We start from the raw sequence: 23,728 nt of genomic DNA on the forward strand, positions 1-23,728 counted from the left end.
TATTTGGGAGAAAATGACCAAATGAACAATTTGGTCATTCAGAAAAGGGGAGAAATGATGAAATGGAATCAGTTACTTCGTAAAGAGTTTACTGAAATTATAAAAAGTAAAAAAATATTAATTCCAATTATCGCGGTTTTATTCGTACCAATTTTATATGCAGGTATGTTTTTATGGGCCTTTTGGGATCCGTATAAACAGTTAGATGATTTGCCAGTGGCGGTAGTCAATTTAGATAAAGGTGCAGTATTTGATGGAAAACCAATTGAGGTCGGAAAAGGGCTCGTTGACAACTTAAAAGATAATACAAGTTTTAAATGGGAATTTGTAAGTGAAAAAGAAGCGAAAAAAGGAATGGAAGGTAGAAAGTATTACATGTTAGTACGCATTCCAGATGACTTCTCAAGTAACGCTACAACGTTATTAAAAGATGATCCAAAACCATTAAACTTAGAATACATTCCAAACGAAAGCTTAAACTTCTTATCTTCACAAATTGGCGGAACAGCCATTGAAAAAATTAAAGGTGAAGTATCAAGTACGTTAACGAAAACATATGCAGAGAAAATGTTTGATTCCATTCAAGACGTCTCAAAAGGATTAGCAGATGGAGCGGAAGGAGCAAGTAAACTACACGACGGATCAAGTGAGTTACATGATGGTTCGAGTAAAGTGACGGATGGCCTTCATACACTTCAAGGGAAGTCTGGAGAGATGAAGGATGGAGTTCAGAAATTAGCAGATGGATCTAATAAATTAGTAGATGGATCAGGCAAAGTAACAAACGGTTTAAATACGCTAAATAGCAAAACAGGTGAAATGCAGATAGGTATAGGGAAATTAGTAGACGGCTCCGGAAAAGTAACGAACGGTTTAAATACGTTAAATAGTAAAACAAGTGAGATGCAGACAGGTATCGGGAAATTAATAGATGGCTCCGGAAAAGTAACAGACGGTTTAAATACGTTAAATAGCAAAACGGGTGAAATGCAAAAAGGAATTGGTGAATTACATGATGGATCTGAGAAAGTGACCGGTGGTTTGAACAAATTAGTAAGTAAATCCGGTGAATTAAAAACAGGAACAACTGATCTATCAAATGGTATGGAACAACTGGTTGGGGGACAAAGACAATTAGAGGAAGCTTCTCAAAAAATTGAAAAGGGTTTGGAAGATTTAAATCGTACAGTGAAAAGTTCTGCTGCAGGTTTAGAGGAAATGCAGTCGAAAGGCCCTTCTATATTAAATACAGTAAATGAGAAAATAGATGGAGCTGGGGCGAATGTAAATCAGTTAAATGAACTTACACAATCAACAGCAGGAGATGCAAAAAATGCAGCGCAAGATGTAGCGAATTTACAAAAGAAAATTGAAAGTTTACCAAAAGAATATCAAGAGCAGTTACAACCATTCGTAACAAGTGCTGTAAAGAGTACAGCGACAGTTCAGCAAAAAGCTGCCGGAGTAGCAGGTGGAACAAATAAATTAAATGAAGAAGTAAAACAATTAAAAGGCGAAATAAATCAAAAAACAGGTGATGGACACAGCAAACTGCCGAATGCAGCAGAATTACGATCTTTAACTGTTGGTATTGAGCGATTATCCAGTGCACAAACAGGATTTGTTGAAAAATTCCAAGGGTTTGGTACGAAATTAAATAATGCTAAAGAAGGCGCAAATACATTTAAAAACGAATCAGGTCAATTAATTGATGCGATAAATCAATTAGCAGATGGATCGGGTAAAGTAACAGGTGGATTAGGTCAATTATCTGCAGGAGCAAATCAAATGGTAGGTGGTGTAAATCAACTAGCAGATGGTTCGGGTAAAGTAACAGGTGGATTAGGAACACTATCTGCAGGAGCATACCAAATGGCAGGTGGTGTAAATCAATTAGCAGATGGCTCAAGCCAAGTAACAGGCGGTTTAGGTACATTATCTGTAGGAGCAAACCAAATGACAGGTGGTATAACGCAATTAGCGGACGGTTCAAGTCAAGTAACAACTGGTATAGGTACTCTAAATGGTGGCCTAAATCAAATGTCAACTGGCTCAACACAGCTAATCGACGGAGTAAATAAACTAGCAGACGGATCTGGAAAAGTAACAGATGGTCTTGTAAAAGTAAACGATGGTTCAGGGGAACTTGCTGAGAAACTTGGCGAAGGGGCAGAGAAAACTGGTGAAGTAAAAGGAACGGATAAAACGTATGATATGTTTGCAAGTCCTGTAAAAGTGAAGACAGAGAAAATGGCGGAAGTTCCAAACTATGGAACTGGATTTACACCGTATTTCTTATCACTTGGTTTATTCGTTGGGGCATTACTATTATCAATCGTATATCCATTACGTGATACAGTTGGTGTTCCAAAATCAGGATTTAGTTGGTTTATTAGTAAGTTCGGCGTGTTATTATCAGTCGGTATTATTCAAGCGATAGTAGCAGATGTTATATTACTATTCGGATTAGGTGTAGAAGTACAAAGTATTCCGTATTTCATACTTTTTAGCATCGTTACAAGTTTAGCGTTTATCGCATTAATTCAATGTTTAGTAACAGCGTTTGGTGATGCAGGGCGTTTCATCGCCATCATCACATTAATTATTCAGCTTACAACAAGTGCTGGAACATTCCCACTAGAATTGATTCCGAAGTTTTTACAACCATTCAATGCTTGGTTACCGATGACATACTCTGTATCAGGATTGAAAGCAGTTGTATCAAGTGGAGACTTTAACTTTATGTGGCAAAACGTAGGGGTACTCATGATTTTCATCGTTGTGTTATCGCTTGGAACAATTGCATCCTTAACTTGGATGCACAAACGACAATTTAGAAATATTGCGGAAAATCAATCGATTGAAGCATAGAAAAAAGCACCTTTTTGGTGCTTTTTTTATTGTAATGCAGGGCATCTGTTCTGTAGTTCGGATATGAATCTTTCAGGATCTTTCGGTGAGATTTTTACACTTCCTAAAGTTCCTGACGTATAAAAGATTTCATAACAATCTTTTGAAGAGATAATACGGTATCCAATTAAAATGTTATCTGTTTTCGAGATATTCGTTATATGGCCGTACGGAATCTTACTTCGAAATGGGCCACCTTTCACGAACAAGTAATCTTCATAGAATGTATATGTAATAGAAAAGGAGCACCATAATAGGAAGCCAGAAGATATAAAGAAAATAGATAGTAGAATGTATGCATCTGTCATAGTAGCTTCATCATCAAATATGAGAGGAAGTATTGTTACAGCACCAGTGGTGAAAATAGCGAAACTGATGATAGATAAGAAGACTGTATCCATTTTCGAGTGGAATGTCATTTGTAGTCCTTCTTTTTCTTGATTTTACCATATTCCATGTGTAGCCTAAATAAAAGAACAGGGATTGCAACAATTTGAATAGAAGTATATTACATGGGAGCTGATATGATGAAAGGAAATCTTACTTACTATTTTATCTTGTATCCGCTAATCTTCTTTCTTATTTTCACCCTTTCACCTATCTTGTTTCATAAAGAGGAATATGCAAGTATAAAAGATACACTAGGGATACTTTTATTCTACTATGTGTTAATTAGTGGATATTACGTTATGGACGTTATAAGTGAAAGAATGAAGAAGAATAGTAAGGGCAAACAATAAAAATGTATAATATAAAAACTGATGGGGGCAATAAAATGACTGAAAGTGAAATGAAATTCAGGGATACGACGATTCGTAACTTTTTCGATAAAGAAGACCGCCTAAAATCGATTCCAGGTCAAAAGAAGAAAAAGCTAGTATTGTTAGAGCATTTAATTAGCAAATTAAACGCTGAAAATCAATATACGGAAAAAGCAATGAATACATTCATAAAACAATATCACGATGACTTTTGTACAATTAGACGGGAGTTTATTGTGCATGGGTTTATGGATCGCGAGGATAATATGTACCATATAAATGGGAGAGAAGTTTGGGTGAAGTGGGAGGAGTTATAAATGTAATGAGGAAGGGGAATTTTCTTGCAAGCTAGTAGTCTTATACATGAAGAGATTTCGGGTAAACCATCAATTTTTGGGATATTCATTTCGCCAACACTACAATTCAAAAGGATGAAGAATCAACGGAATATACTTTTACCACTCGCTCTTTTAATAGTATTCATTATAATTTCAAGTGCGTTAATGTCTTGGAATACTTTAAACAATCCTGCGTTTAGTATGTTTCATGATAAAACGGGATTTACTGTACCAAAATACATAACTTTCTTTACCACATTTGGGGTTTCTACAGTCAGTGGAATCGTAGCCTTATTTTTTGCGCCTATATTCTATAAAAATATTATGATTTTTTTCGGGGTGGATATTACCTATAAAGAAACCTTTCCTATCATTATTTATGCTTCGTTTGTATTACGAATAGGGATGATGTTAAATGGATTCATTGCATTGTCTCTAAATGGATATGAGATATCTTATACAAGTTTAGGGGCAATAGCAACGGATAATATGGTTTTACATACAATCGCTCAAAGAATAGATATATTTAATATTTGGTATTACATTTTATTAGGTATAGGTTTAAAAACGATTACGAATTTAAATAAAGATAAACTTATTCCTCTTATTATTGTACTTTTCGTTTTCACTAGTTTATTAGCGAGTATGGCTGGATTTATGCAGGAAATATCAAAGCCGTAAAAATATATGAGAAGCAGAACTATAAAAGGGGGATTGGATATAGACCAATCCCCTTTTATAATTTTTCACACTAAAACTTTTGTCTCCAATCTTTCTTTCTGACGAAGATGATGTGCAAAATGCATAGAAATAAGTTGAAACCATTCTGCTGCATGTAAGTAACCAAGCCCAGGATGTTCTACTTTACAATCACCTGGAATAGAAGAAAGTGTGGGCTCAATGTCTTTAACAACTGTAATTAATTCCACAATACGCTTTTGTATTTCTTCTTTATTAGAGGGATTTTTAGGTGTATATCCAGGATGATTTGGTACTTTGATTTGTATATCCGGGAAAGCACCAAGCTTATATACTTTTTCCCCCATATCCGTTTTTTTGTTAGTTGCAGAAGGCACTACAGTTCTACATTTCGCGATTGCATCTAACTGCATATATGTCGAGGCAATTAAATGATTATACATTTGACCGAGAGACCATTCCTCACTAGAAGGCTTCATCTTAAATTGCTCTATTGAGTACTTTTCTAATTCCTCCATGTAATACGTTGCTAACTCCTCAAATTTCTTCATATTGTTAACTCCTTTTTATGAAAATGTATTTGTTAATACCTACTATAAAGGAGGGATACTGACAACATTATGTCAGTAGTGAAATTAAAGTTTTAACATTTTTTTTGCTTCATCACAGATTTTCTCAGAAAGAATTTGTGGCTCAAGTACTTGCACTTGGCTTCCCCAGCTCAATACCCATTGAAATACTTCGTCTATGTTTCTTGATTTCAAAAAGACGTGAAAACCGTTATCTCTATGTTCATATGAATCTATAAAAAAATATCGTGATTCAATAATTTTATGTGCAATATGAGATGGAAACAATAAATGGATTGTAACAGTACGATTGCTTTCAGGCTTGTAGTTTTGTAAAGAAAAGTCTTTCGGTTTCGTAAAGAATTCTTGCTCTTGTTGTAATTTCTCCATACGATCTAAACGAAAATTACGTATTTGTTTTCGAAGTAAACAATGGGCAACGATGTACCAAATTCCTGAAATATTGACTAAACCGTAAGGCTGAACGATTCGCTTTATTTTTGTAGTTTCTCTCGGTTTACGATAAGAAAAAGAGATAGCTTGTTCTTTTTGAATAGATTCTTGCAATAGGAGAAGTTGATTTTCTAGTTTTTCTTGTTCAGATCGCTGATGCGAAAATATGGGAGAAAGGAAACGAAAAGTTCCTCGTAATTCCCGGGCTTTCTTTTGTTGATCAGCAGGGAGGACAACCTCAAGTTTCTCTTTTGCTGATTGCGCATGTAAAGAAAAAGAGGAAGTGAAAGTTTTCTCGATATAATCACCGCCTAGTAAAAGAGTCACAGCCTCTTCAGGCGTAAGTTGAATGGGGGGCAAGAAATAACCATCCATTAATGAATAACCGTGACCAGGCATTGAATAAATAGGAACACCCGATTCGTTAAGTGCATCCATATCTCGATAAATAGTCCTTATACTTGTCTCAAATTTTTCCGCTAAGCTTTTTGCTGTTACAGTTTGTCTTCTTTGTAATTCAATTAATATAGCTAATAAACGATCTGTCCGATTCATGAAATATCACCTTCAAATTTTTATAAATATGCCTACTATAAACTTCTAAAAGCAGTATGTTTTCCCCTCCCATTAACAGACTTTTCCCTATGTATAATATTAATATAGTAAAATCATAACAACCCATATTGCAGTTTCCAATAATATACTATATAATCAATTTAAGAAAACGTTTTCATGCAAAGGGGGAAAATTTCGTGTCGACTATAGAGGACGTGGCGAAATTAGCGGGGTTATCAAGGACAACGGTTTCTAGGGTGATCAATAATCATCCATATGTTTCAGATGAGAAGAAGAAAAGGGTTCAATTAGCAATGAAGCATTTAGGCTTCGTTCCTAATTCTGCGGCGAGAAGGCTTCGTAAACAAAAAACAGAAACAATTGCGGTGCTAGTTCCAAGGATTACAAATCCTTTCTTCAGTAGATTTATTGAAGCAATCGAGATTGCTGCTTCTGAACATAAATATAAACTGATTATTTGTCAAACAAGATATTTACCGGAAAAAGAGATGGAGTATTTACAATTATTATCTACGAAGCAAGTAGATGGGATTATTCTATGTTCACTAGAAAATCCGTGGGAAGAAGTAGAGCCATACTTACAGCACGGTCCAATCGTGTTATGTAATGAATATATTGAGGAAGCAAATGTTCCAACAGTGAAGTTCGACCATGCGCAAGGAGCATACATAGCTGCTAAGCATGTGTTAGAACAAGGATATCGTAATCTTATTTTTTGTCGTGGTAACGAAACCAAAGTGGTTAGCCAACAGCGAAAAATGGGCTTTTTACGTGCCATAACGGAGAAGAGCCGCCAAGTAGAAGCGATCGATTTTCTTGAAAACGCTTTCTCTTGGGACGATGGAAAGAGAATATTCCATGAAGTATTAAAGGACAAAAAAAATCCTACCGCGATTTTGGCAGGAGGCGATGAGGTAGCAGCTGGAATCATTTCAGAGGCAAAACGCCATGACTGGAGCATTCCAGATGATCTCGCTGTTATCGGTTTTGATAATCAAATATTATCACAGATTACAGAGCCAGGTATTACGACAATTGAACAGCCAATCGATGAGATGGCCCGAAAAGTTGTCGACCTGATGATGGATAAAATCCATACGAAAAATTATCGACAAAAAGAATTGTATGAGTTTGAACTGGAGCTCTTGGTGAAAGGTTCAACGATGAAGAAGGATACGATGTTATTAGCCTAGTAGACTATGTCTGCTAGGTTTTTTTCTGTTCATAAACTACTATTCTTCGTGAACGCAGTCATCACATTTGTTATGGTATGCTTCGTGCTGCTCATCAATTTCTTTCCCGCAGTGTGCACAAGTTTTCGTCGGTAAATTTCTGAAAAACTCCATTGGTTGATCGATCATGTCAATCCCTCCATTTCCATTTCTTACTATCATTGTATTAGTACAAAAAATAAAAGTCAACAACTGTTTTATAACAAAGTTGAAAAATAATGAAAAAGTTTAGGAAATGGATTATAGTTAACAATGTAGAATGTAAGTGAAACATGCATTGCTACTCGGTTTTAGAAAGGATGGATACATATGAAAATGACTGTTGTCGGCTTTTGGGGCGGCTTTCCAGAAGCGGGAGAAGCAACGTCGGGGTATTTGTTTGAACACGATGGTTTTCGTTTACTTGTAGACTGTGGTAGTGGTGTACTAGCACAGCTTCAAAAATATATAACACCGTCTGATATAGATGCAGTTGTACTTTCGCATTATCATCACGATCATGTTGCAGACATTGGGGTATTGCAATATGCGAGATTAATTACGAGTGCGACAACAAGGCAACTACCGGAACTACCAATATACGGTCATACGTTTGACGAGAATGGATTCAGCTCTTTAACGCATGAACCGCATACGAAAGGAATCGCATACAATCCAGAAGAAACACTTCAAATTGGACCGTTTTCAATTTCATTCTTAAAAACTGTTCATCCTGTTACATGTTTTGCAATGCGCATTACAGCTGGTAGTGACGCTGTAGTATATAGCGCTGATTCCAGTTATATTCCTGAATTTATTCCATTCACGAAAGATGCTGATCTTTTCATTTGTGAGTGTAATATGTATGCACATCAAGAAGCTGCAAAAGCAGGGCATATGAATAGTACAGAAGTAGCAAGTATTGCGAAAGATGCGAATGTAAAAGAACTTTTATTAACGCATTTACCGCATACAGGTAACCCATCTGATTTAGTAACAGAAGCAAAACAAATTTTCAGTGGCCATATTACGTTAGCGCATAGTGGCTACGTATGGAACTCATGAGGTGATACGATGTTATTTATTGATAATAAAGGAATTACAGACCCTAGAATAAACTTAGCAATTGAAGAATATTGTGTGAAGAATTTAGATATTAACGAAACATATTTACTGTTCTACATTAACGAACCTTCCATTATCATTGGTAAAAACCAAAACACAGTAGAAGAAATTAATGCAGATTACGTAAAAGCAAAAGGGATTCATGTCGTTCGTCGTCTATCTGGCGGAGGCGCAGTATATCACGATTTAGGAAACTTAAACTTCAGCTTTATTACGAAAGATGACGGAGACAGTTTCAGCAACTTCAAAAAATTCACAGAGCCTGTAACGAAAGCGCTTGGTAAATTAGGCGTAAATGCAGAACTAAGTGGTCGTAACGACATTTTAGCTGAAGGTAGAAAAATTTCAGGTAACGCGCAGTTCTCAACGAAAGGTCGTATGTTCAGTCACGGTACGTTACTATTTGACTCTGAAATCGATCACGTCGTATCAGCGCTAAAAGTAAAAATGGATAAGATCCAATCAAAAGGAATCAAATCAATCCGTAGCCGCGTTGCGAACATTACAGAGTTCTTAAACGAAAAAATGACGACAGAAGAATTTAGACAACTTCTTCTAGAAACAATTTTCGAAGGGGAAACAGAAATTCCAACGTACGAATTAACAGAACATGATTGGAAAGAGATCCATAAACTTTCTGAAGAACGCTACCAAAATTGGGATTGGAACTACGGAAAATCTCCGAAGTTCAACTTACAACATTCACACCGCTTCCCAGTTGGACAAGTTGACGTTCGTCTTGAAGTGAAAAAAGGAACAGTAACAGAATGTAAAATTTACGGTGACTTCTTCGGATCACTAGATGTGCATGACATTGAAGAGCGTCTAACAGGCGTACAATTCGATAAAGATGCATTCACTGTAGCTTTAGAAGGCGTAGATATCGCACGTTACTTCGGTAATATTACAACAGAAGATTTCTTACATTTATTCTTCTAAAAATGAGGGAGGCTGCCGTAACAGGCAGCCTCTTTCTTTTTGCGTAGATTGTCACGTTTTGTCGGTAAGTCGATATAATTTCACTTACCATAAAATCACTGGACATCTGCCTCTTATAAAGGAATATATATATATTCAAAAGGAGGCGGTTCGAAATGAAAAGGGTAATGTACGTTGTATTATTACTCAGCTTCGTCATCGGAATGACAGCCTGTAACGATGAAACGCCCTCAAGTCGTACACTTTTGTCTATCGGAAAACCAGCGGAGGATAATGTTATATATTTTACGCATACAGATAACAAACGAAAGATACATGATATACAAGACATGTTTCAAAATAAGAAGTGGAAAAGAAATGAAACATTCAGCACTGTTAATAAAACACCAGATGTCGTCTTTTCGATAGATGAAGACAATACAGGGTTACCGACATTATATGTGACGGTGTATTTTCATGAAGATGGAGCGGACGCGATTAACTTGTTTGGAGAGCATACGACGTTAAATAAAGAGGAACTTACTAAAATTAGAGAAAAGATGAGTGCATATTATCCTAAAATGATTTTTGGTCTAGTTTCATAAATTACTTGCAAACAAAATCCCCTTATCCTTCCAAAGTAAACTAAGAGGAGGTGATCTGTGTATATGCAATTAATAGAATATCACTTGCTACTTTAATTTTCTTTTAATATAATTAATTTAGAATTTTTAAATATTCTAAATTTTATAAAGGTGGGGTTTGTGTGAATCTCGTTCAATCTTTGGCTGAAACGGCGAAAAAGAAGGGGGATAAACCGGCTTATATATTTATGGATCAGTCGGTCTCGTATGACCAATTAAACAAAATGGTCACAAGGTTTTCTAGCAATTTAGCAGCAATGGGCATTGGAAAAGGGGACAATGTCGCATTAGTTGTTGGAAACTCACCACATTTTTTGGTCGGTTTATACGGAACAATGAAAGCTGGAGCAACTGTTATTCCAGTTAATCCAATTTATACAGCAGACGAAATGCATTACATTTTACAAAATGGAGATGTAAAAACAATCATCGTACTCGACGTCCTTCTACCTGTTATACAATCTCTTACAACAAGACTTCCTTCATTAGAAAACATCATCATATGCGAAACCTCATCAGATTTTAACCATACAGAAACCGAAAAAATGAAAACGTTTACTAGTTTTGTGGGGGCTGGAGATTTACAATACGAAGGCCCTGAACTAGATGAAGAGGATGTAGCGGTTATCCTATACACTTCAGGTACAACTGGAAAACCGAAAGGCGCTATGCTCACACATAAAAATTTATATAGTAATGCGAATGATGTTGCGTCTTATTTACAATTTACTGCTGACGATCGCGTCGTTGCGGCACTGCCAATGTTCCATGTATTCTGTTTAACAGTTGCGGTAAATGCACCGATTGTGAACGGGGCAACGATTTTAATGTTACCGAAATTTAGTCCGAAAGAAGTATTCCGTATTTGTCGTACGTACGAACCAACGATCTTTGCTGGCGTACCGACGATGTACAATTATTTATATTTATTTGAAGAAGCAAGCGCAGAAGATGTGAAGACGCTTCGCCTTTGTATTTCCGGTGGTGCATCGATGCCTGTTGCTCTTCTGCAAAACTTTGAAAAACGTTTTAACGTTATTGTTTCAGAAGGATACGGTTTATCAGAAGCATCACCAGTTACTTGTTTCAATCCGCTAGATCGTCCTCGTAAACCAGGGTCGATTGGCACAAATATTTGGCATGTAGAAAATAAAATTGTAAATGAACTTGGGGAAGAAGTACCTGTCGGCGCAGTCGGCGAATTAATCGTTCGCGGACCTAACGTTATGAAAGGATACTATAATGCACCAGAAGATACAGCTGCGACGTTGAAAAATGGCTGGCTATATACAGGTGACTTAGCAAAAATGGATGAAGAAGGTTACTTCTATATCGTTGATCGTAAAAAAGATATCGTCTTAGTTGGCGGTTATAACGTATATCCTCGTGAAGTAGAAGAAGTATTATATACGCACGAATCTGTGGCTGAAGTTGTCGTAATCGGTGTTCCTGACGAAAACTTAGGAGAAGCCGTACGAGCTTACGTCGTTTTGAAGCAAATGAACGTAACAGAAGAAGAACTAATGCATTACTGCACGTTACATTTAGCGAAATATAAAGTGCCGAAAAGCATTGAGTTTTTAATAGAATTGCCGAAGAATACGACGGGTAAGTTGCTGAGAAGAGCTTTGAGAGAAAAAGCGATGCAAGTTTAAAAATAGGGGCAACCATCTTTGTGAAGATGGTTGCCTTTGTATTTTTTTGCATTGGTTAAGCTATGGTGCCATATATTTAAACCGTAATATGACTAATAAGGAGGAGATATACGTGGAGCAGAAGGAATTACGTTTGCGGCGAGTACAATATCTTATTTGTGACATTATGGATGAAATGAATGCTGAAAATGAGAAGAAAAACTTAGAGATTTTGCAGCAAGTCATTGATCATCTTTCAGGTGCGATAGGTGATTTAGTTGATCCATCAAGCTCGTATTCTATTGATTATTTAGAACGGAAAGTTCATACGGCACATTATTTACTATTTAAAAATGAACGAAAGGCGTATTTGTGTAGGAAATGATATTTTTTATTTAATATTGATAATCATTATCGATTTGATGGTTATGTTGGGTATATTCATATAAAAGCAGCTGATACATATGATGTTATTTTTAAAACTTATAAAGAGCAAACAAATGAAAATATGAAACTACTAAAAGAATGTGCTGATTTAAACAATCATTGGGGTGCGAAGTATTGCAATATTTTAATCCAAGAAAACATTTCAATTGGAACAGATAATAGTTGGGCTCTAGATAAAGCGGCAGCATGTATTGCGGATAATCTGAAGAAATAAATTGAAATCAGTGAAGGACTATCCTCACTGATTTTTATTTAGGAAGAAAAACAAATTCCAAGTTGACACATGTGAATTACAGAATTAAAATGAAAAGAAATCGAATAGAATAGAATACATTAGAAGCTAATCAGATAAACTGAAGGCGCACAATGTTCACGTTTGTGAATATATTGTGTGCCTTTTTCTATTGTATAACTAAGGGGGCTTAACGATGAAAAAGTGGGGTAAGACAGCGTTTATGAAAAGTACAGGTGTTTTATTATCAGCGGTTGTGCTTTTATCAGGGTGTGGTTCGGCAACGTCCACTAATAATTCTGAAGGAAGTGGAGATACAAAAACAGTTGAGCTTTTAAATGTTTCATATGATCCAACTAGGGAATTATATCAAGACTTCAATAAAGAATTTGCGAAGTACTGGAAAGAGAAGAATGGGCAAACAGTAAATGTAAAACAATCGCACGGAGGATCTGGAAGTCAGGCGCGTTCTGTTATTGATGGTTTAGAAGCCGATGTTGTTACGTTAGCGCTCGCTTATGATATTGATGCGATTAGCAAGAAGAAACAGTTAGCAGAAGACTGGCAGAAACGATTTGCGGATAATTCGACTCCGTACACATCAACAATTGTATTTCTTGTGCGAAAAGGAAACCCGAAAGGAATTAAAGACTGGGATGATTTAACGAAAAAAGGTGTATCTGTCATTACGCCCAATCCGAAAACATCAGGCGGAGCACGTTGGAACTATTTAGCTGCGTGGGGATACGCACTGAAGAAGTATAACAATAGTGAAGATAAAGCGAAAGAGTTTGTCGGCCAAATTTATAAAAACGTAGAAGTACTAGATTCAGGGGCACGCGGAGCAACGACAACTTTCGTTGAAAAAGGAATTGGTGACGTATTAATCGCGTGGGAAAATGAAGCATTACTATCACAAAAAGAGCTCGGAAAAGATAAATTTGAAATTGTAACACCTCCAATTAGTATACTTGCAGAACCACCAGTAGCTGTTGTGGATAAAGTCGTTGATAAAAAAGGAACGAGAAAAGTAGCAGAAGGGTATCTTGAATATTTGTATTCAGAAAAAGGGCAAGAAATTGCGGCGAAAAATTTTTATCGCCCGCGTAACGAAAAAGTAGCAGAAAAATATGCATCTCAATTTCCGAAAGTTCAATTATTTACAGTGGATGAACTATTTGGTGGATGGAAAAAAGCACAAGAGAAACATTTTAATGACGGCGGCGTATTCGATAAAATGTATCAAAAATAATACGCGCTGCTAAAGGGGGATGAGGTGAAAGAGGATGAGGAAGAAACGTGTTTTACCAGGGTTTGGATTATCGCTTGGATTTACAATGCTGTACATGAGTTTATTCGTACTTATACCACTTTCTATCGTATTTATTCAAACTTCACAGTTAGGTTGGAAGAAGTTTGCTGAGGTTATAACGAACGAGCGTGTGTTACATTCCTATCAAGTGAGCTTGACAACTTCATTTGCAGCGGCCGTTGTAAATGCCATTTTCGGCTTATTAATCGCTTGGGTACTCGTCCGCTACACATTTCCAGGGAAACGACTATTAGATGGACTCATTGATTTACCGTTTGCCCTTCCGACAGCTGTAGCTGGTATTACACTTACAACGCTTTATGCGGAAAATGGATGGATTGGGAAAATATTTAGTCTGTTTCATATAAAAGTAGCATTCACACAACTTGGAATAATCGTTGCGCTTACTTTTATCGGTTTACCATTTGTCGTTCGGATGGTGCAACCGGTACTTCAAAATATTGATAAAGAAGTAGAAGAGGCGGCTTCTAGCTTAGGGGCGTCACGCTTCCAAATATTTGTGAAAATCATTTTGCCAGAAATATTCCCAGCCTTACTTGCTGGCTTTTCACTCGCATTTGCACGGGCATTAGGAGAATACGGATCTGTCGTTTTCATCGCAGGGAATATGCCGATGAAAACAGAAATCGCACCGCTTATGATTATGACGAAACTAGAACAATATGATTATGCGGGCGCAACAGCTGTAGCGACTGTAATGCTTATTATTTCTCTCCTTTTCCTTCTTCTTATTAATATGATTCAAAGCTGGAGTAGAAGGCATGAATTAAAAAATGAATAGGAGGAGAGAAAGTGGAACCAACATTATTAGAAAAGAAGATAGTAAAAAGTGTGTCAGCTACAAAAGAATCTAAACTTGTACAGAGTATATTAATTACAATTACAGTTTTATTTTTATCTCTCTTTCTATTACTCCCGCTCGTAACAATTTTTTTGAAAGCTTTTGAAAAAGGATTTGATGTATACCTTGCCGCTATCACAGATCAAGAAGCATTTTCGGCAATCAGGTTAACACTTCTCGTTGCGTTAATCGTTGTGCCGCTTAATACGATATTCGGAGTAGCGGCTGCGTGGCTTATTACAAAGTTTCAGTTTAAAGGAAAACAAGTATTACTTTCTCTTATTGAACTGCCGTTTGCTGTGTCACCAGTGATCGCGGGATTAGTGTTCGTTTTACTTTTCACACCGCGGGGGGCTCTTGGCGAATGGTTACTCGAACATGGAGTGAAACTCATTTTCTCTGTTCCAGGCATTATTATCGCAACAATCTTTGTAACTTTCCCGTTCGTTGCACGTGAATTAATTCCGATCATGCAAGCGCAAGGGAAAAGTGAAGAAGAAGCAGCTTTATCACTTGGCGCAAGCGGCTGGAAAATGTTTTGGCGCGTTACGCTCCCAAACATAAAATGGGGTCTTTTATACGGCATGATTCTATGTAATGCCCGTGCTATCGGTGAGTTCGGAGCAGTTTCTGTCGTATCAGGTCACGTGCGCGGCGTTACGAATACGATGCCGCTTCACATTGAAATTTTGTACAATGAATATCAATTTTCAGCAGCGTTCGCTGTGGCGACTTTAATGTCACTCATTGCTGTTCTTACGCTCGTTATAAAAAACTGGATTGAATGGAGAATGGAAAAACGACAATAAGGGGGGATTATGGTGAGCATTCAAATTCAAGGTGTATCAAAACAATATGGTACATTTCAGGCGCTAACAGACATTCATTTGGATATTCCAAAAGGCGAACTTGTCGCCTTATTAGGCCCGTCAGGTTCTGGGAAAACGACGTTATTACGAATTATTGCCGGATTAGAAGAAGCAGATGACGGATCTATATCATTTGATGGGGAAGACTTAACGAGCATTCATGTGAAAAATCGGCAAGTTGGCTTCGTCTTCCAGCATTATGCGCTCTTTAAACATATGAATGTATTTGAAAATGTCGCTTTCGGCTTAAAGGTGAGAAAAAAAAGCTTAAGACCGTCAGCAGAAGTGATAGAAGAAAAAGTAACAGAACTATTGAAACTAGTAAAAATGGATGGTTTCGCCAAACGTTACCCAGCGCAATTATCTGGCGGACAACGACAGCGTATCGCACTAGCCCGGGCACTTGCAGTCGAACCGAAAATTTTATTACTTGATGAACCGTTCGGTGCACTTGATGCAAAAGTGAGAAAAGAATTACGAAGATGGCTCCGGAAACTACATGACGAATTTCAAATTACGAGCGTATTCGTAACACATGACCAAGAAGAAGCGTTAGACGTTGCGGACCGCATCGTTGTAATGAATGAAGGTCGCATTGAACAAATGGGAACGCCGGAAGAAGTATATGAAAACCCAGCAAGCCCGTTCGTGTACGACTTTTTAGGAAATGTAAATTTATTTCACGGCCGCGTCCATAAAGGTAAGCTAAATGTAGGATCAGTGGAACTAGAAGCACCAGAGCATAAGCACGTTTCAAACGTAGACGGAGTAGCTTACGTAAGGCCGCATCACTTATCCATCTCTCGTACGAAACAAAGTATAGATGCAATCCCCGCAAAAGTATCATACTCTCACGCAGTTGGACCTGTCGTATATGTAGAATTAAAGCGAGACGGAACAGAGGAGTATTTAGAAGCAGAAATTAGTAAAGAACAGTTTAGACAGCTCAGCATTCAAGCGGGTGACTTTGTATATGTACAGCCAAAAGAAGTGAAGGTGTTTATTCCAGAGGATTTTGTTATTTAAGAGAGTTAACAATGCAAAACGACTATAGTAACAACTTATTAATAACAGAAGGGTGTCTCAAAATATATCTTTTGAGCACCTTTTTTGTTTGCTGTGATAGTGTAGTCTTATATGAAATATGGTTGAAGGCCTGACATAGGTTCAATCTCTTTCATGGGATAATTCTTTTTGTGTTAAATTAAGTTTTGAATACTGATTTTTGGAATAATTTTCTTGTTAATCTATTATTTAATCATAATAAATGAAGTAGATATTACACTAGGTTAACGATAATTTTATATACTTTGATATTATAATTTATTTTGTCGAATTATGTAATACAAAGAGGGAAATTGTCGATAAAGTTTCGGAATTGTTATCTTTTTTGAAAATCTTACATTTTTTCAATTGAGTTTTATTCTAAAATTCATTAGATTCGTTATTGTATAAAATTAACCGATGCGAATCAGGGGTGAATGTATGGAAAAGAAGCAAGTTAAGAAGAAATGGTATAGGTATGTAATTCAACTTATCGTAGTTGCATTAATTGTTACTTCTATACCACTGAATGGGTTGGCAGAAACGGCACCACCGTTTACACCATCTCCAAATTCAGAACAAAGTCCGGAAGTGGAAAAGAAAGAAGAGCAGGAATTACCAGATCCACATCCAGATCAATTGAAGAAGGACAAAGCTAGGGTGCAGACCAGTCCGATTGAGATTGTAGAAGAAAGAACGGAAACAGAGAAAGTTTTCGATAATAATGATGGTACGTATACGAAAAAGGTATATACGGAACCGATTCATATTGAGAAAGATGGAAAGTTAGAAGAGGTTTCACCAAAATTAGTAGAAGCACCAAATGAAAAAATTGTAACGGAAAATACAAAATTAGAACCAGAATTTGAGAAAACAACACAAGATGGAAAATACGTTCAATTTAAAATAAAAGATCATAATATTCAATACAAATTAATAAGTGCAAATGGTGAAAAAGGTGAAGTGAAGCCGTCACCGGTCACTGCGACACATGAAAATAATACAGTATGGTATAAAGGGATTTTTCCAAATATTGATTTAAAGAGTACGATGTTTAACGAAAATGTAAAAGAAGATTTTGTATTACGCGAGTATACAGGACATCATATTTTTACGTTTGCATTAGAAACAGATTTAACACCGAATATACAGGAAGATGGTTCAATCGACTTCCAAAATGAGAAAAAAGAAAAAGTCTTCACATTACCGAAACCGTATATGAATGATTCAAATGTGGATCAACAATCAGGTGAGGCTGTAACGTCAGATGCGGTTCGTTACAATATTGAGAAGACAGATGAAAAAACATATACATTAACTGTTACAGCTGATCCGCAGTGGTTACAAGCACCAGAACGAAAATATCCGGTATATGTAGATCCTTCTGTTGAACTAGGTAACTTTGAAAATGCATACGCTGCAAGTTCATCTGCTAGTGCTAATTATTCAGGAGGAAAACTTTGGGATTCAGGTCAAAATGCTTATACATTAAAAGTTGGGTATTATGATGGATCAACTGGAACAAACTTTGCATTCGTTAAACCGAATGTTTCAAATTTAAAAGGTGCAAAGATTGAAAGTGCAACTTTCCACGCCTATGCCGTTTGGCATTATTATGGAAATCAACCGAATGGTGTTTGGTTAGATGAAGTAACAGGTGGATGGAATGTTGGAAGCGTGAACTGGAATAACAAGCCGGGTTCTAACAACATTGCACAGACTGATGTGGGACGCGGAAAATGGGCTCAGTTCAATGTAACAAATACAGTGAAAGCATGGGTAGAGGGCGCGAGACCAAACAACGGTTTTAAGCTACATGCAAACGGAAACGGTCAAAGTCATTGGAAGAAGTTCATTGCAGCTGAAAGTGGAGCAGATGCACCGTACTTGGAAGTGAAGTACTCGTATGCGAAACCGAATCCACCAAAAGCACAAGCTTATTCAAATGGAACTGGGAGCGGTACAGGTCACTTTAATGTGCAATGGGATCCAATTCCTGGGGCAAAAGAGTATAAATTAGCTATTTTTAACGGATATGACTATGAATATATTCCAGTTGGTAATGTGACAAGCTGGACAACGAAAGATAAAAAACTATTCCCGACACCAGAAGAGATCGCACAAGGTCGTTACTGGTTACATGATGATGGAAAAGGGGCAGAAGCACCTACTAATCCAGGACCAATATATCAAAATGCTTTTCAAGCAGGAAGTCCATACGGGGATTATAGTAAAAGAAGTAGTTACTGGATTCGTGTTATGGCAGTGTATCCATTTGAGGATGGTCCTCTTTCGGATGGAGTCGTTCCATTTCTTCCGTTAGAAACAATGAATCCACCTACAGGTTCGATGTATGTTAATGCCACTGATCGACAAACTGGTTATGCAACATTGAAATGGGAGCCTGTTCCAGCAGCAACAGGCTATAAAGTTTGGATATTTAATGGGAAAGATTATGAAGCGTTTGATGTAGGGAATACAACAAATTGGACAACGCAAAACCAAAATATTTGGCCAACAAAAGATGAAATTGCGAAAGGTCAATTTTTACTGCATCATGATAAAAAAGGTGTAGAACTATCGTTGGATCCATCACCAGTCTATCGAAATTCGGGTGGTCAATATGGTGGCTTTAAAAAATATTGGTTCCGTGTAACAGCCTATAGTAAGGTTGGACACGCTGAAAGTAGCGTTTCACAGCCGTTTGTACCTATGTTCTCTGAAGATTTCGGATTCGGTGGAATGTTTGATTATTGGGCATCTATCCCAGTTTTAAATGGGCAAGTGAATGCTTTTAACGGGAACTTCTTAATGGAAGAAAAGGATATGACTTTATCTGGTCGTGGTCCAGATGCTTCCTTAACGAGATCTTATAGTAGCCAAGGTGGCCGAAATGGTATTTTTGGTAATGGCTGGTCTAGTAGTGTAGAAGAATCTATTTGGCGAGATGCAGAAGATAATTTACTTTTGTATACTGCAAATGGTGCAGCGATTACCTTTACGAGAACTGGTGAAAAGACGTACCAAGCACCAACTGGTGTATATTTAGAAATTAAGCAAGTACCAGGTGGTTATGAAGTAAAGGATAGTGATCAAACAGTTACTTTCTATCATTTTACAGATCTACGAGGAATCGGATATGTAAAAGATAAATACGGAAATACAACAACGTATGAATATGATGATGAGTTCCGTTTATCAAAAATAAAAAATGCTTCAGGAAAAGAATTAGTACTGAAATATGATGAACATTATAAGAAAGTATCAAGAGTAATCGGTCCAGATAACAAGACGATTACATTTAAGTACGATGGTGATTTACTCGTTTCTTCTACAACTCCAGAAGGAAAAGTATATAAATATGGATATGATAATGGGGTACTAACGTCTATCTATGACCCGCAACATACAGATGCAAAACCATATAAAACATCGTATGCATATGAGAATGATAGATTAGTAAAAGTGACAGACCCATTAGGGAAAGCTACAACATTAGCATATAATACAGGTGCGAAAGAAGTTACGTTAACGAATCCTAAAGGACGTAAAACTGTTTATACGTATAACGATGCTGGAAATCCAGTGAAAACGGTTGAAGATGTGGGACGTCTGAATTTAACAACGACGTATGAATATAATGCGAATAATCTAGTAAAAACAACAACTCCTAAAAATCAAACAGAAACAGCGACCTATGATGGTAATGGTAATGTAACTTCTGTTACTGATGAAATGGGAACGGAGAAGTTTGAGTACAATAAAGATAATGGGATTGTTAAAGCAACAGATAATGAGAATCGTGAAACAACAGTTGCTTATAAGGCTGCAAATACAGAAGTGTCTGAAACGAACCAGGCAGCGAATACATCATCTTTCATACAATATGATCAATTTGGAAATCCAATTGAAACAACTAGGGAGTTAGGGACAGGTGAAAACCTAATTCAAAATCCAAGTTTTGAGATGAGTGATACGCAGAGATGGACTGAAGAAAAGAGCAATAGCCAAGGAGCGTTGAGAAAAGATACAATCTTTGCGCCGGGTGGATTGGGCGGATCTTCATCTTTAAGAATGATCGTACAGGCACAAAATACTGGCTGGGGATACCATAGTGCGATTCAGGATGTTGTGGTAGAGCCAAATACAACGTATACATTAAGCGGGATGATGAAAACATCATTAAATCATGCAGGTGCATTTTTTAATGTCCAGTTATTAAAAGAAGATGGCAAACCAATTAGTGATGGAAATAACTGGTTTGATACGCGTCATAATAGGGTAGAGGGCGAAAAAGATTGGACGAATCGCCAAGGAACTTTTAAGACGACAGATCAAACGAGAAAAGTCAGAGTTTATTTGCAAGTTGACTATAACCGAGCGGATGCAGGTGGTTCGGCCTGGTTTGATAAGGTACAATTGGAAAAAGGAGAAGTTTCTTCTAGCTTTAACCCGATTGAAAATAGTAGTTTTGAAAATATGACGGAAAAGGGTTGTATTCCTGGATGGATTCGAGGCAATGGATCGAGTTGTGATGCGAAAGATCTATCTAGTAAGGAAAGTTTTGCAGGAGATTCATCTATTGTAATAGAACGCAGTCAATATGGCGGTTCAGATGTAGGCTACGGTGCGCACATACAGTTAAACCAACAAAAGGCAGAAACAATTACATTAACAGGGATGTCTAAATCTCAGAATGTAGAAAATACCGCACCAGATAAGCTCTCACGAGATTACTCTATCTGGGCAGATGTGTATTACCAAGATGGTAGTGGTACGAACTATCAAGCAAAATTCCCAAGTGGTACAAATGATTGGAATCGTAGTGCAGTTGTCATTCCTGCTACTAAACCAATTAAACGTATGGAAGTCTACCTTCTATTTAGAAGAGAGAATAAAGGAAAAGTATGGTTTGATGACATTCGTTTACTAGAAGGTAACGCTCTTATTAAAAATGAGTACGACAACGACGGAAATGTTGTTGCGACGTATGATGAAGAAGGTCAGAAAAACAGCTTCGCATATGACGCATCAGGAAATAAAAAGAGCGAAACAGATGAAAAAGGAAATACAAAACTATATGATTACAACAAAGATAATCTATTAACAAAAGTTACATTAAAAAATGGTACTTCTGTAAATTATCGTTACGATCATAATGGAAATACAACAGAGAAATCTGTCATGTTTGGTGGAAAAACACAAACACACAAATATGAATATGATGTAGATAATAAAAATACAGTGTATATCGATGCATTAAACCGCCGTATTGAACATACGTATGATGAAAATGCAAACAAGATTAAAACCGCAATGCCAAACGGCTCTATTTTAGAATCTGTATATGATACAGCTGATCGCGTCGTTGGTGAAAAACGTAATGGAAAAGATTCATTTACATTCGAACGTGATCAAAATGGACAAGTTACGAAAGTAAAAGACCATGTCAACGGCGTAGAACGCACGAAAACATACGACAAGGCAGACCGCGTCACAAGCGCAACGGATAGCCGAGGCGGAAAAGTAGACTGGGCATATCACGACAAAGCAAACAGTAAGACAGAAAAATTAAAAGAACAAACAGTAACGCAAGGCGGATACACAAATAAAGTATCATATGACTACAACACGCTAGATCAAAATATTCGTGTGACAGACGGTTCTCAAACGTATCGATTTGATTATGATGATCAAGGAAATGTTCGTACGTATACAGCTGGAAATGGTTCAGGTTCTACCTTCAACTATGACCATGCGAACAAAATTAAAGATTTAGTAGTAGGTACATCAAACAGTATTCTACTTTCTGAACGATATGAATATGACCAAGCGGGTAACCGTACGAAGATCAAGCATGAAGGTGCGGGCGGAAAAGTAACAGAAACAAACTTTGTATATGACCCGATTAACCAATTATTAAATGAAGCACTACCAAACGGAACAAGTAAATCATACACATATGATGGATTTGGAAACCGTACAAGTGTGAAAGTTGTAGAGAATGGAAAAGAAACAAAATCTATAGCGGCAACGTTTAATGATGGAAATCAACTTGTCAAATTCGGAAACGAATCGTTAACATATGATGCGAATGGAAATCGTACATCAGATGGAAAGTACAAGTATACATGGAATGAAAATGACCAGATTGTAGCTATCACAAAACAAGGTGAAAGCAATGCATTTGCAACTTATAAATACGATGACGATAATCGTCGTATTGAAAAGAGTATAAATGGTCAAGTAACACGCTACTTCTATGATGGAGATAGCATTAATCCGTTGTATGAGACGGATGGTAGTGGAAATGTTCTACGTCAATATGTATACTCAACAAGTGGCGCGCGTCTAGCGATGAAATCAAAAGGACAAACGTTATACTACCACTACAACCCTCGTGGTGATGTCGTTGCGATGACGAATCAAGATAAGGAAGTTGTAGCAACGTATGAGTACGATTCGTGGGGTAACGTATTAAAGAGTGACGCAAAAGGTATCGCAGCAGACAATCCATTTGGATATGCGGGATACATGTATGATAAAGAGATTGGCATGTATTATTTAATTGCGAGATACTATAATCCGGAGCATGGTGTGTTCTTATCAATAGATCCAGAGCCGGGTGACGCAGATGATCCTGTGACACAAAATGGATATACGTATGTAGATAATAATCCAGTAATGTTAATCGATCCAGATGGTAATATACCTATTGTTCCAGTTGTAGTAGTTGGAGCAAGAATAGCTGCTCCTCATGTAGCTCGTTATGCAGCTAAAAAATTAGGTAAAAAAGGTGGACACTATGTATATAGATACGCTAGAGGTCGAAGCTTTGAAAAGAAAGTATTAAAAGAACTTGGATTACAGAAAAATACTAAAACGGTAAATGGCCGGATTCCTGATAGTTTGTCTAAAGGGAGAATTACGGAAATTAAAGATGTCCGAAAAGTATCGAAGACTCAGCAGTTTAGAGACTATGGGAATACAGGAAAACCTATTGATTTGATAGTTTCTAGACACTCTAAAGTATCTAAACCACTAAAAAAATTGATAGAAAATTCTAAGGGAACAATAAAAGTTAGACATGGGAAAAATAAGTACTATACGTATAATAAATAATA

The 23,728-nt window shown here is 37.0% G+C and carries 19 protein-coding genes and 1 pseudogene; 16 read left to right on the forward strand and 4 right to left on the reverse strand.

Going from position 1 to position 23,728, the window contains the following annotated elements:
• Nucleotides 1–57 precede the first annotated feature (57 nt).
• Nucleotides 58–2,871 carry a YhgE/Pip domain-containing protein gene (locus KVT31_RS10670; RefSeq protein WP_088095444.1) on the forward strand — a complete coding sequence of 938 codons (2,814 nt, stop codon included), beginning with the start codon at nt 58–60 and terminating at the stop codon, nt 2,869–2,871.
• A 26-nt stretch (nt 2,872–2,897) separates the two neighbouring features.
• On the opposite strand, the gene KVT31_RS10675 is transcribed toward KVT31_RS10670, so the two are convergent.
• Nucleotides 2,898–3,329 carry a PH domain-containing protein gene (locus tag KVT31_RS10675; protein ID WP_088095445.1) on the reverse strand — a complete coding sequence of 144 codons (432 nt, stop codon included), beginning with the start codon at nt 3,327–3,329 and terminating at the stop codon, nt 2,898–2,900.
• Between the two features lie 105 nt (nt 3,330–3,434).
• Between KVT31_RS10675 and KVT31_RS10680 the strand changes: the two genes are divergently transcribed.
• From KVT31_RS10680 to yknW, 3 genes are read left to right on the forward strand one after another with little or no spacing between them, the layout of a single operon-like run.
• A complete protein-coding gene (locus KVT31_RS10680; protein ID WP_088095537.1) occupies nt 3,435–3,650 on the forward strand; it encodes a hypothetical protein in 216 nt (71 codons plus the stop codon).
• Nucleotides 3,651–3,685: 35 nt separating this feature from the next.
• Complete coding sequence (locus KVT31_RS10685; protein WP_140392376.1) at nt 3,686–3,988, forward strand: DUF2087 domain-containing protein; 303 nt, start codon at nt 3,686–3,688, stop codon at nt 3,986–3,988.
• A gap of 24 nt (nt 3,989–4,012) precedes the next feature.
• The gene (yknW, locus tag KVT31_RS10690) at nt 4,013–4,690 is read left to right on the forward strand and encodes a YknW family membrane protein (RefSeq protein ID WP_088095447.1); all 678 of its coding nucleotides are present in this window, start codon (nt 4,013–4,015) and stop codon (nt 4,688–4,690) included.
• A 65-nt stretch (nt 4,691–4,755) separates the two neighbouring features.
• Here the strand turns inward: yknW and KVT31_RS10695 are convergent, their stop codons facing one another.
• Nucleotides 4,756–5,259: a DinB family protein gene (locus KVT31_RS10695; protein WP_088095448.1), complete on the reverse strand. Its 504-nt coding sequence runs from the start codon at nt 5,257–5,259 to the stop codon at nt 4,756–4,758.
• Nucleotides 5,260–5,343: 84 nt separating this feature from the next.
• Complete coding sequence (locus KVT31_RS10700) at nt 5,344–6,285, reverse strand: helix-turn-helix transcriptional regulator (RefSeq protein ID WP_088095449.1); 942 nt, start codon at nt 6,283–6,285, stop codon at nt 5,344–5,346.
• A gap of 197 nt (nt 6,286–6,482) precedes the next feature.
• On the opposite strand from KVT31_RS10700, the gene KVT31_RS10705 reads away from it, so the two are divergent.
• Entirely contained in the window at nt 6,483–7,499 is a 1,017-nt protein-coding gene (locus KVT31_RS10705; RefSeq protein WP_088095450.1) for a LacI family DNA-binding transcriptional regulator, read from the forward strand.
• A gap of 39 nt (nt 7,500–7,538) precedes the next feature.
• Here the strand turns inward: KVT31_RS10705 and yhfH are convergent, their stop codons facing one another.
• On the reverse strand, nt 7,539–7,667 hold the full coding sequence (gene yhfH, locus KVT31_RS10710) for a protein YhfH (protein WP_000567010.1): 129 nt from the start codon (nt 7,665–7,667) through the stop codon (nt 7,539–7,541).
• Nucleotides 7,668–7,847: 180 nt separating this feature from the next.
• Between yhfH and KVT31_RS10715 the strand changes: the two genes are divergently transcribed.
• The 11 genes and pseudogenes from KVT31_RS10715 (at nt 7,848) to KVT31_RS10765 (ending at nt 23,726) form a co-directional block, all read left to right on the forward strand.
• A complete protein-coding gene (locus KVT31_RS10715) occupies nt 7,848–8,582 on the forward strand; it encodes an MBL fold metallo-hydrolase (RefSeq protein ID WP_088095451.1) in 735 nt (244 codons plus the stop codon).
• 9 nt (nt 8,583–8,591) lie between these two features.
• Nucleotides 8,592–9,581, forward strand: coding sequence for a lipoate--protein ligase (gene lplA / locus KVT31_RS10720; protein WP_088095452.1), 990 nt, complete (start codon nt 8,592–8,594; stop codon nt 9,579–9,581).
• Between the two features lie 155 nt (nt 9,582–9,736).
• Nucleotides 9,737–10,165, forward strand: coding sequence for a hypothetical protein (locus KVT31_RS10725; RefSeq protein WP_088095453.1), 429 nt, complete (start codon nt 9,737–9,739; stop codon nt 10,163–10,165).
• Nucleotides 10,166–10,326: 161 nt separating this feature from the next.
• The gene (locus KVT31_RS10730; protein ID WP_088095454.1) at nt 10,327–11,859 is read left to right on the forward strand and encodes a fatty acid--CoA ligase family protein; all 1,533 of its coding nucleotides are present in this window, start codon (nt 10,327–10,329) and stop codon (nt 11,857–11,859) included.
• A gap of 112 nt (nt 11,860–11,971) precedes the next feature.
• Nucleotides 11,972–12,223: a hypothetical protein gene (locus tag KVT31_RS10735; RefSeq protein ID WP_088095455.1), complete on the forward strand. Its 252-nt coding sequence runs from the start codon at nt 11,972–11,974 to the stop codon at nt 12,221–12,223.
• Nucleotides 12,224–12,322: 99 nt separating this feature from the next.
• A pseudogene (locus tag KVT31_RS10740) lies at nt 12,323–12,499 on the forward strand (S-layer protein); the annotation flags it as partial.
• Nucleotides 12,500–12,713: 214 nt separating this feature from the next.
• Entirely contained in the window at nt 12,714–13,769 is a 1,056-nt protein-coding gene (locus KVT31_RS10745) for a sulfate ABC transporter substrate-binding protein (RefSeq protein WP_088095457.1), read from the forward strand.
• A gap of 34 nt (nt 13,770–13,803) precedes the next feature.
• A complete protein-coding gene (gene cysT, locus KVT31_RS10750) occupies nt 13,804–14,631 on the forward strand; it encodes a sulfate ABC transporter permease subunit CysT (RefSeq protein WP_088095458.1) in 828 nt (275 codons plus the stop codon).
• 11 nt (nt 14,632–14,642) lie between these two features.
• Nucleotides 14,643–15,500 (forward strand): sulfate ABC transporter permease subunit CysW, encoded by an 858-nt coding sequence (cysW, locus tag KVT31_RS10755; protein WP_088095459.1) that lies wholly within the window; start codon nt 14,643–14,645, stop codon nt 15,498–15,500.
• A gap of 12 nt (nt 15,501–15,512) precedes the next feature.
• Nucleotides 15,513–16,586 (forward strand): sulfate/molybdate ABC transporter ATP-binding protein, encoded by a 1,074-nt coding sequence (locus KVT31_RS10760; RefSeq protein ID WP_088095460.1) that lies wholly within the window; start codon nt 15,513–15,515, stop codon nt 16,584–16,586.
• A gap of 459 nt (nt 16,587–17,045) precedes the next feature.
• Nucleotides 17,046–23,726 carry a DNRLRE domain-containing protein gene (locus KVT31_RS10765; RefSeq protein WP_088095461.1) on the forward strand — a complete coding sequence of 2,227 codons (6,681 nt, stop codon included), beginning with the start codon at nt 17,046–17,048 and terminating at the stop codon, nt 23,724–23,726.
• Nucleotides 23,727–23,728 lie beyond the last annotated feature (2 nt).

Origin of the sequence: Bacillus sp. GbtcB14 (genome assembly GCF_019091205.1) — a bacterium.
In the GTDB taxonomy this organism is placed as follows: domain Bacteria; phylum Bacillota; class Bacilli; order Bacillales; family Bacillaceae_G; genus Bacillus_A; species Bacillus_A cereus_AG.

Bases quoted from the DNA above. Each gene is read 5' to 3' on its own strand.
- KVT31_RS10715 (WP_088095451.1), top strand. From the start codon at position 7,848: ATGAAAATGACTGTTGTCGGCTTTTGGGGCGGCTTTCCAGAAGCGGGA.
- KVT31_RS10670 (WP_088095444.1), top strand. From the start codon at position 58: ATGAAATGGAATCAGTTACTTCGTAAAGAGTTTACTGAAATTATAAAA.
- KVT31_RS10745 (WP_088095457.1), top strand. From the start codon at position 12,714: ATGAAAAAGTGGGGTAAGACAGCGTTTATGAAAAGTACAGGTGTTTTA.
- cysT (WP_088095458.1), top strand. From the start codon at position 13,804: ATGAGGAAGAAACGTGTTTTACCAGGGTTTGGATTATCGCTTGGATTT.
- KVT31_RS10675 (WP_088095445.1), bottom strand. From the start codon at position 3,329: ATGACATTCCACTCGAAAATGGATACAGTCTTCTTATCTATCATCAGT.
- KVT31_RS10765 (WP_088095461.1), top strand. From the start codon at position 17,046: ATGGAAAAGAAGCAAGTTAAGAAGAAATGGTATAGGTATGTAATTCAA.
- KVT31_RS10695 (WP_088095448.1), bottom strand. From the start codon at position 5,259: ATGAAGAAATTTGAGGAGTTAGCAACGTATTACATGGAGGAATTAGAA.
- KVT31_RS10680 (WP_088095537.1), top strand. From the start codon at position 3,435: ATGATGAAAGGAAATCTTACTTACTATTTTATCTTGTATCCGCTAATC.
- KVT31_RS10685 (WP_140392376.1), top strand. From the start codon at position 3,686: ATGACTGAAAGTGAAATGAAATTCAGGGATACGACGATTCGTAACTTT.
- lplA (WP_088095452.1), top strand. From the start codon at position 8,592: ATGTTATTTATTGATAATAAAGGAATTACAGACCCTAGAATAAACTTA.
- KVT31_RS10700 (WP_088095449.1), bottom strand. From the start codon at position 6,285: ATGAATCGGACAGATCGTTTATTAGCTATATTAATTGAATTACAAAGA.
- yhfH (WP_000567010.1), bottom strand. From the start codon at position 7,667: ATGATCGATCAACCAATGGAGTTTTTCAGAAATTTACCGACGAAAACT.
- KVT31_RS10725 (WP_088095453.1), top strand. From the start codon at position 9,737: ATGAAAAGGGTAATGTACGTTGTATTATTACTCAGCTTCGTCATCGGA.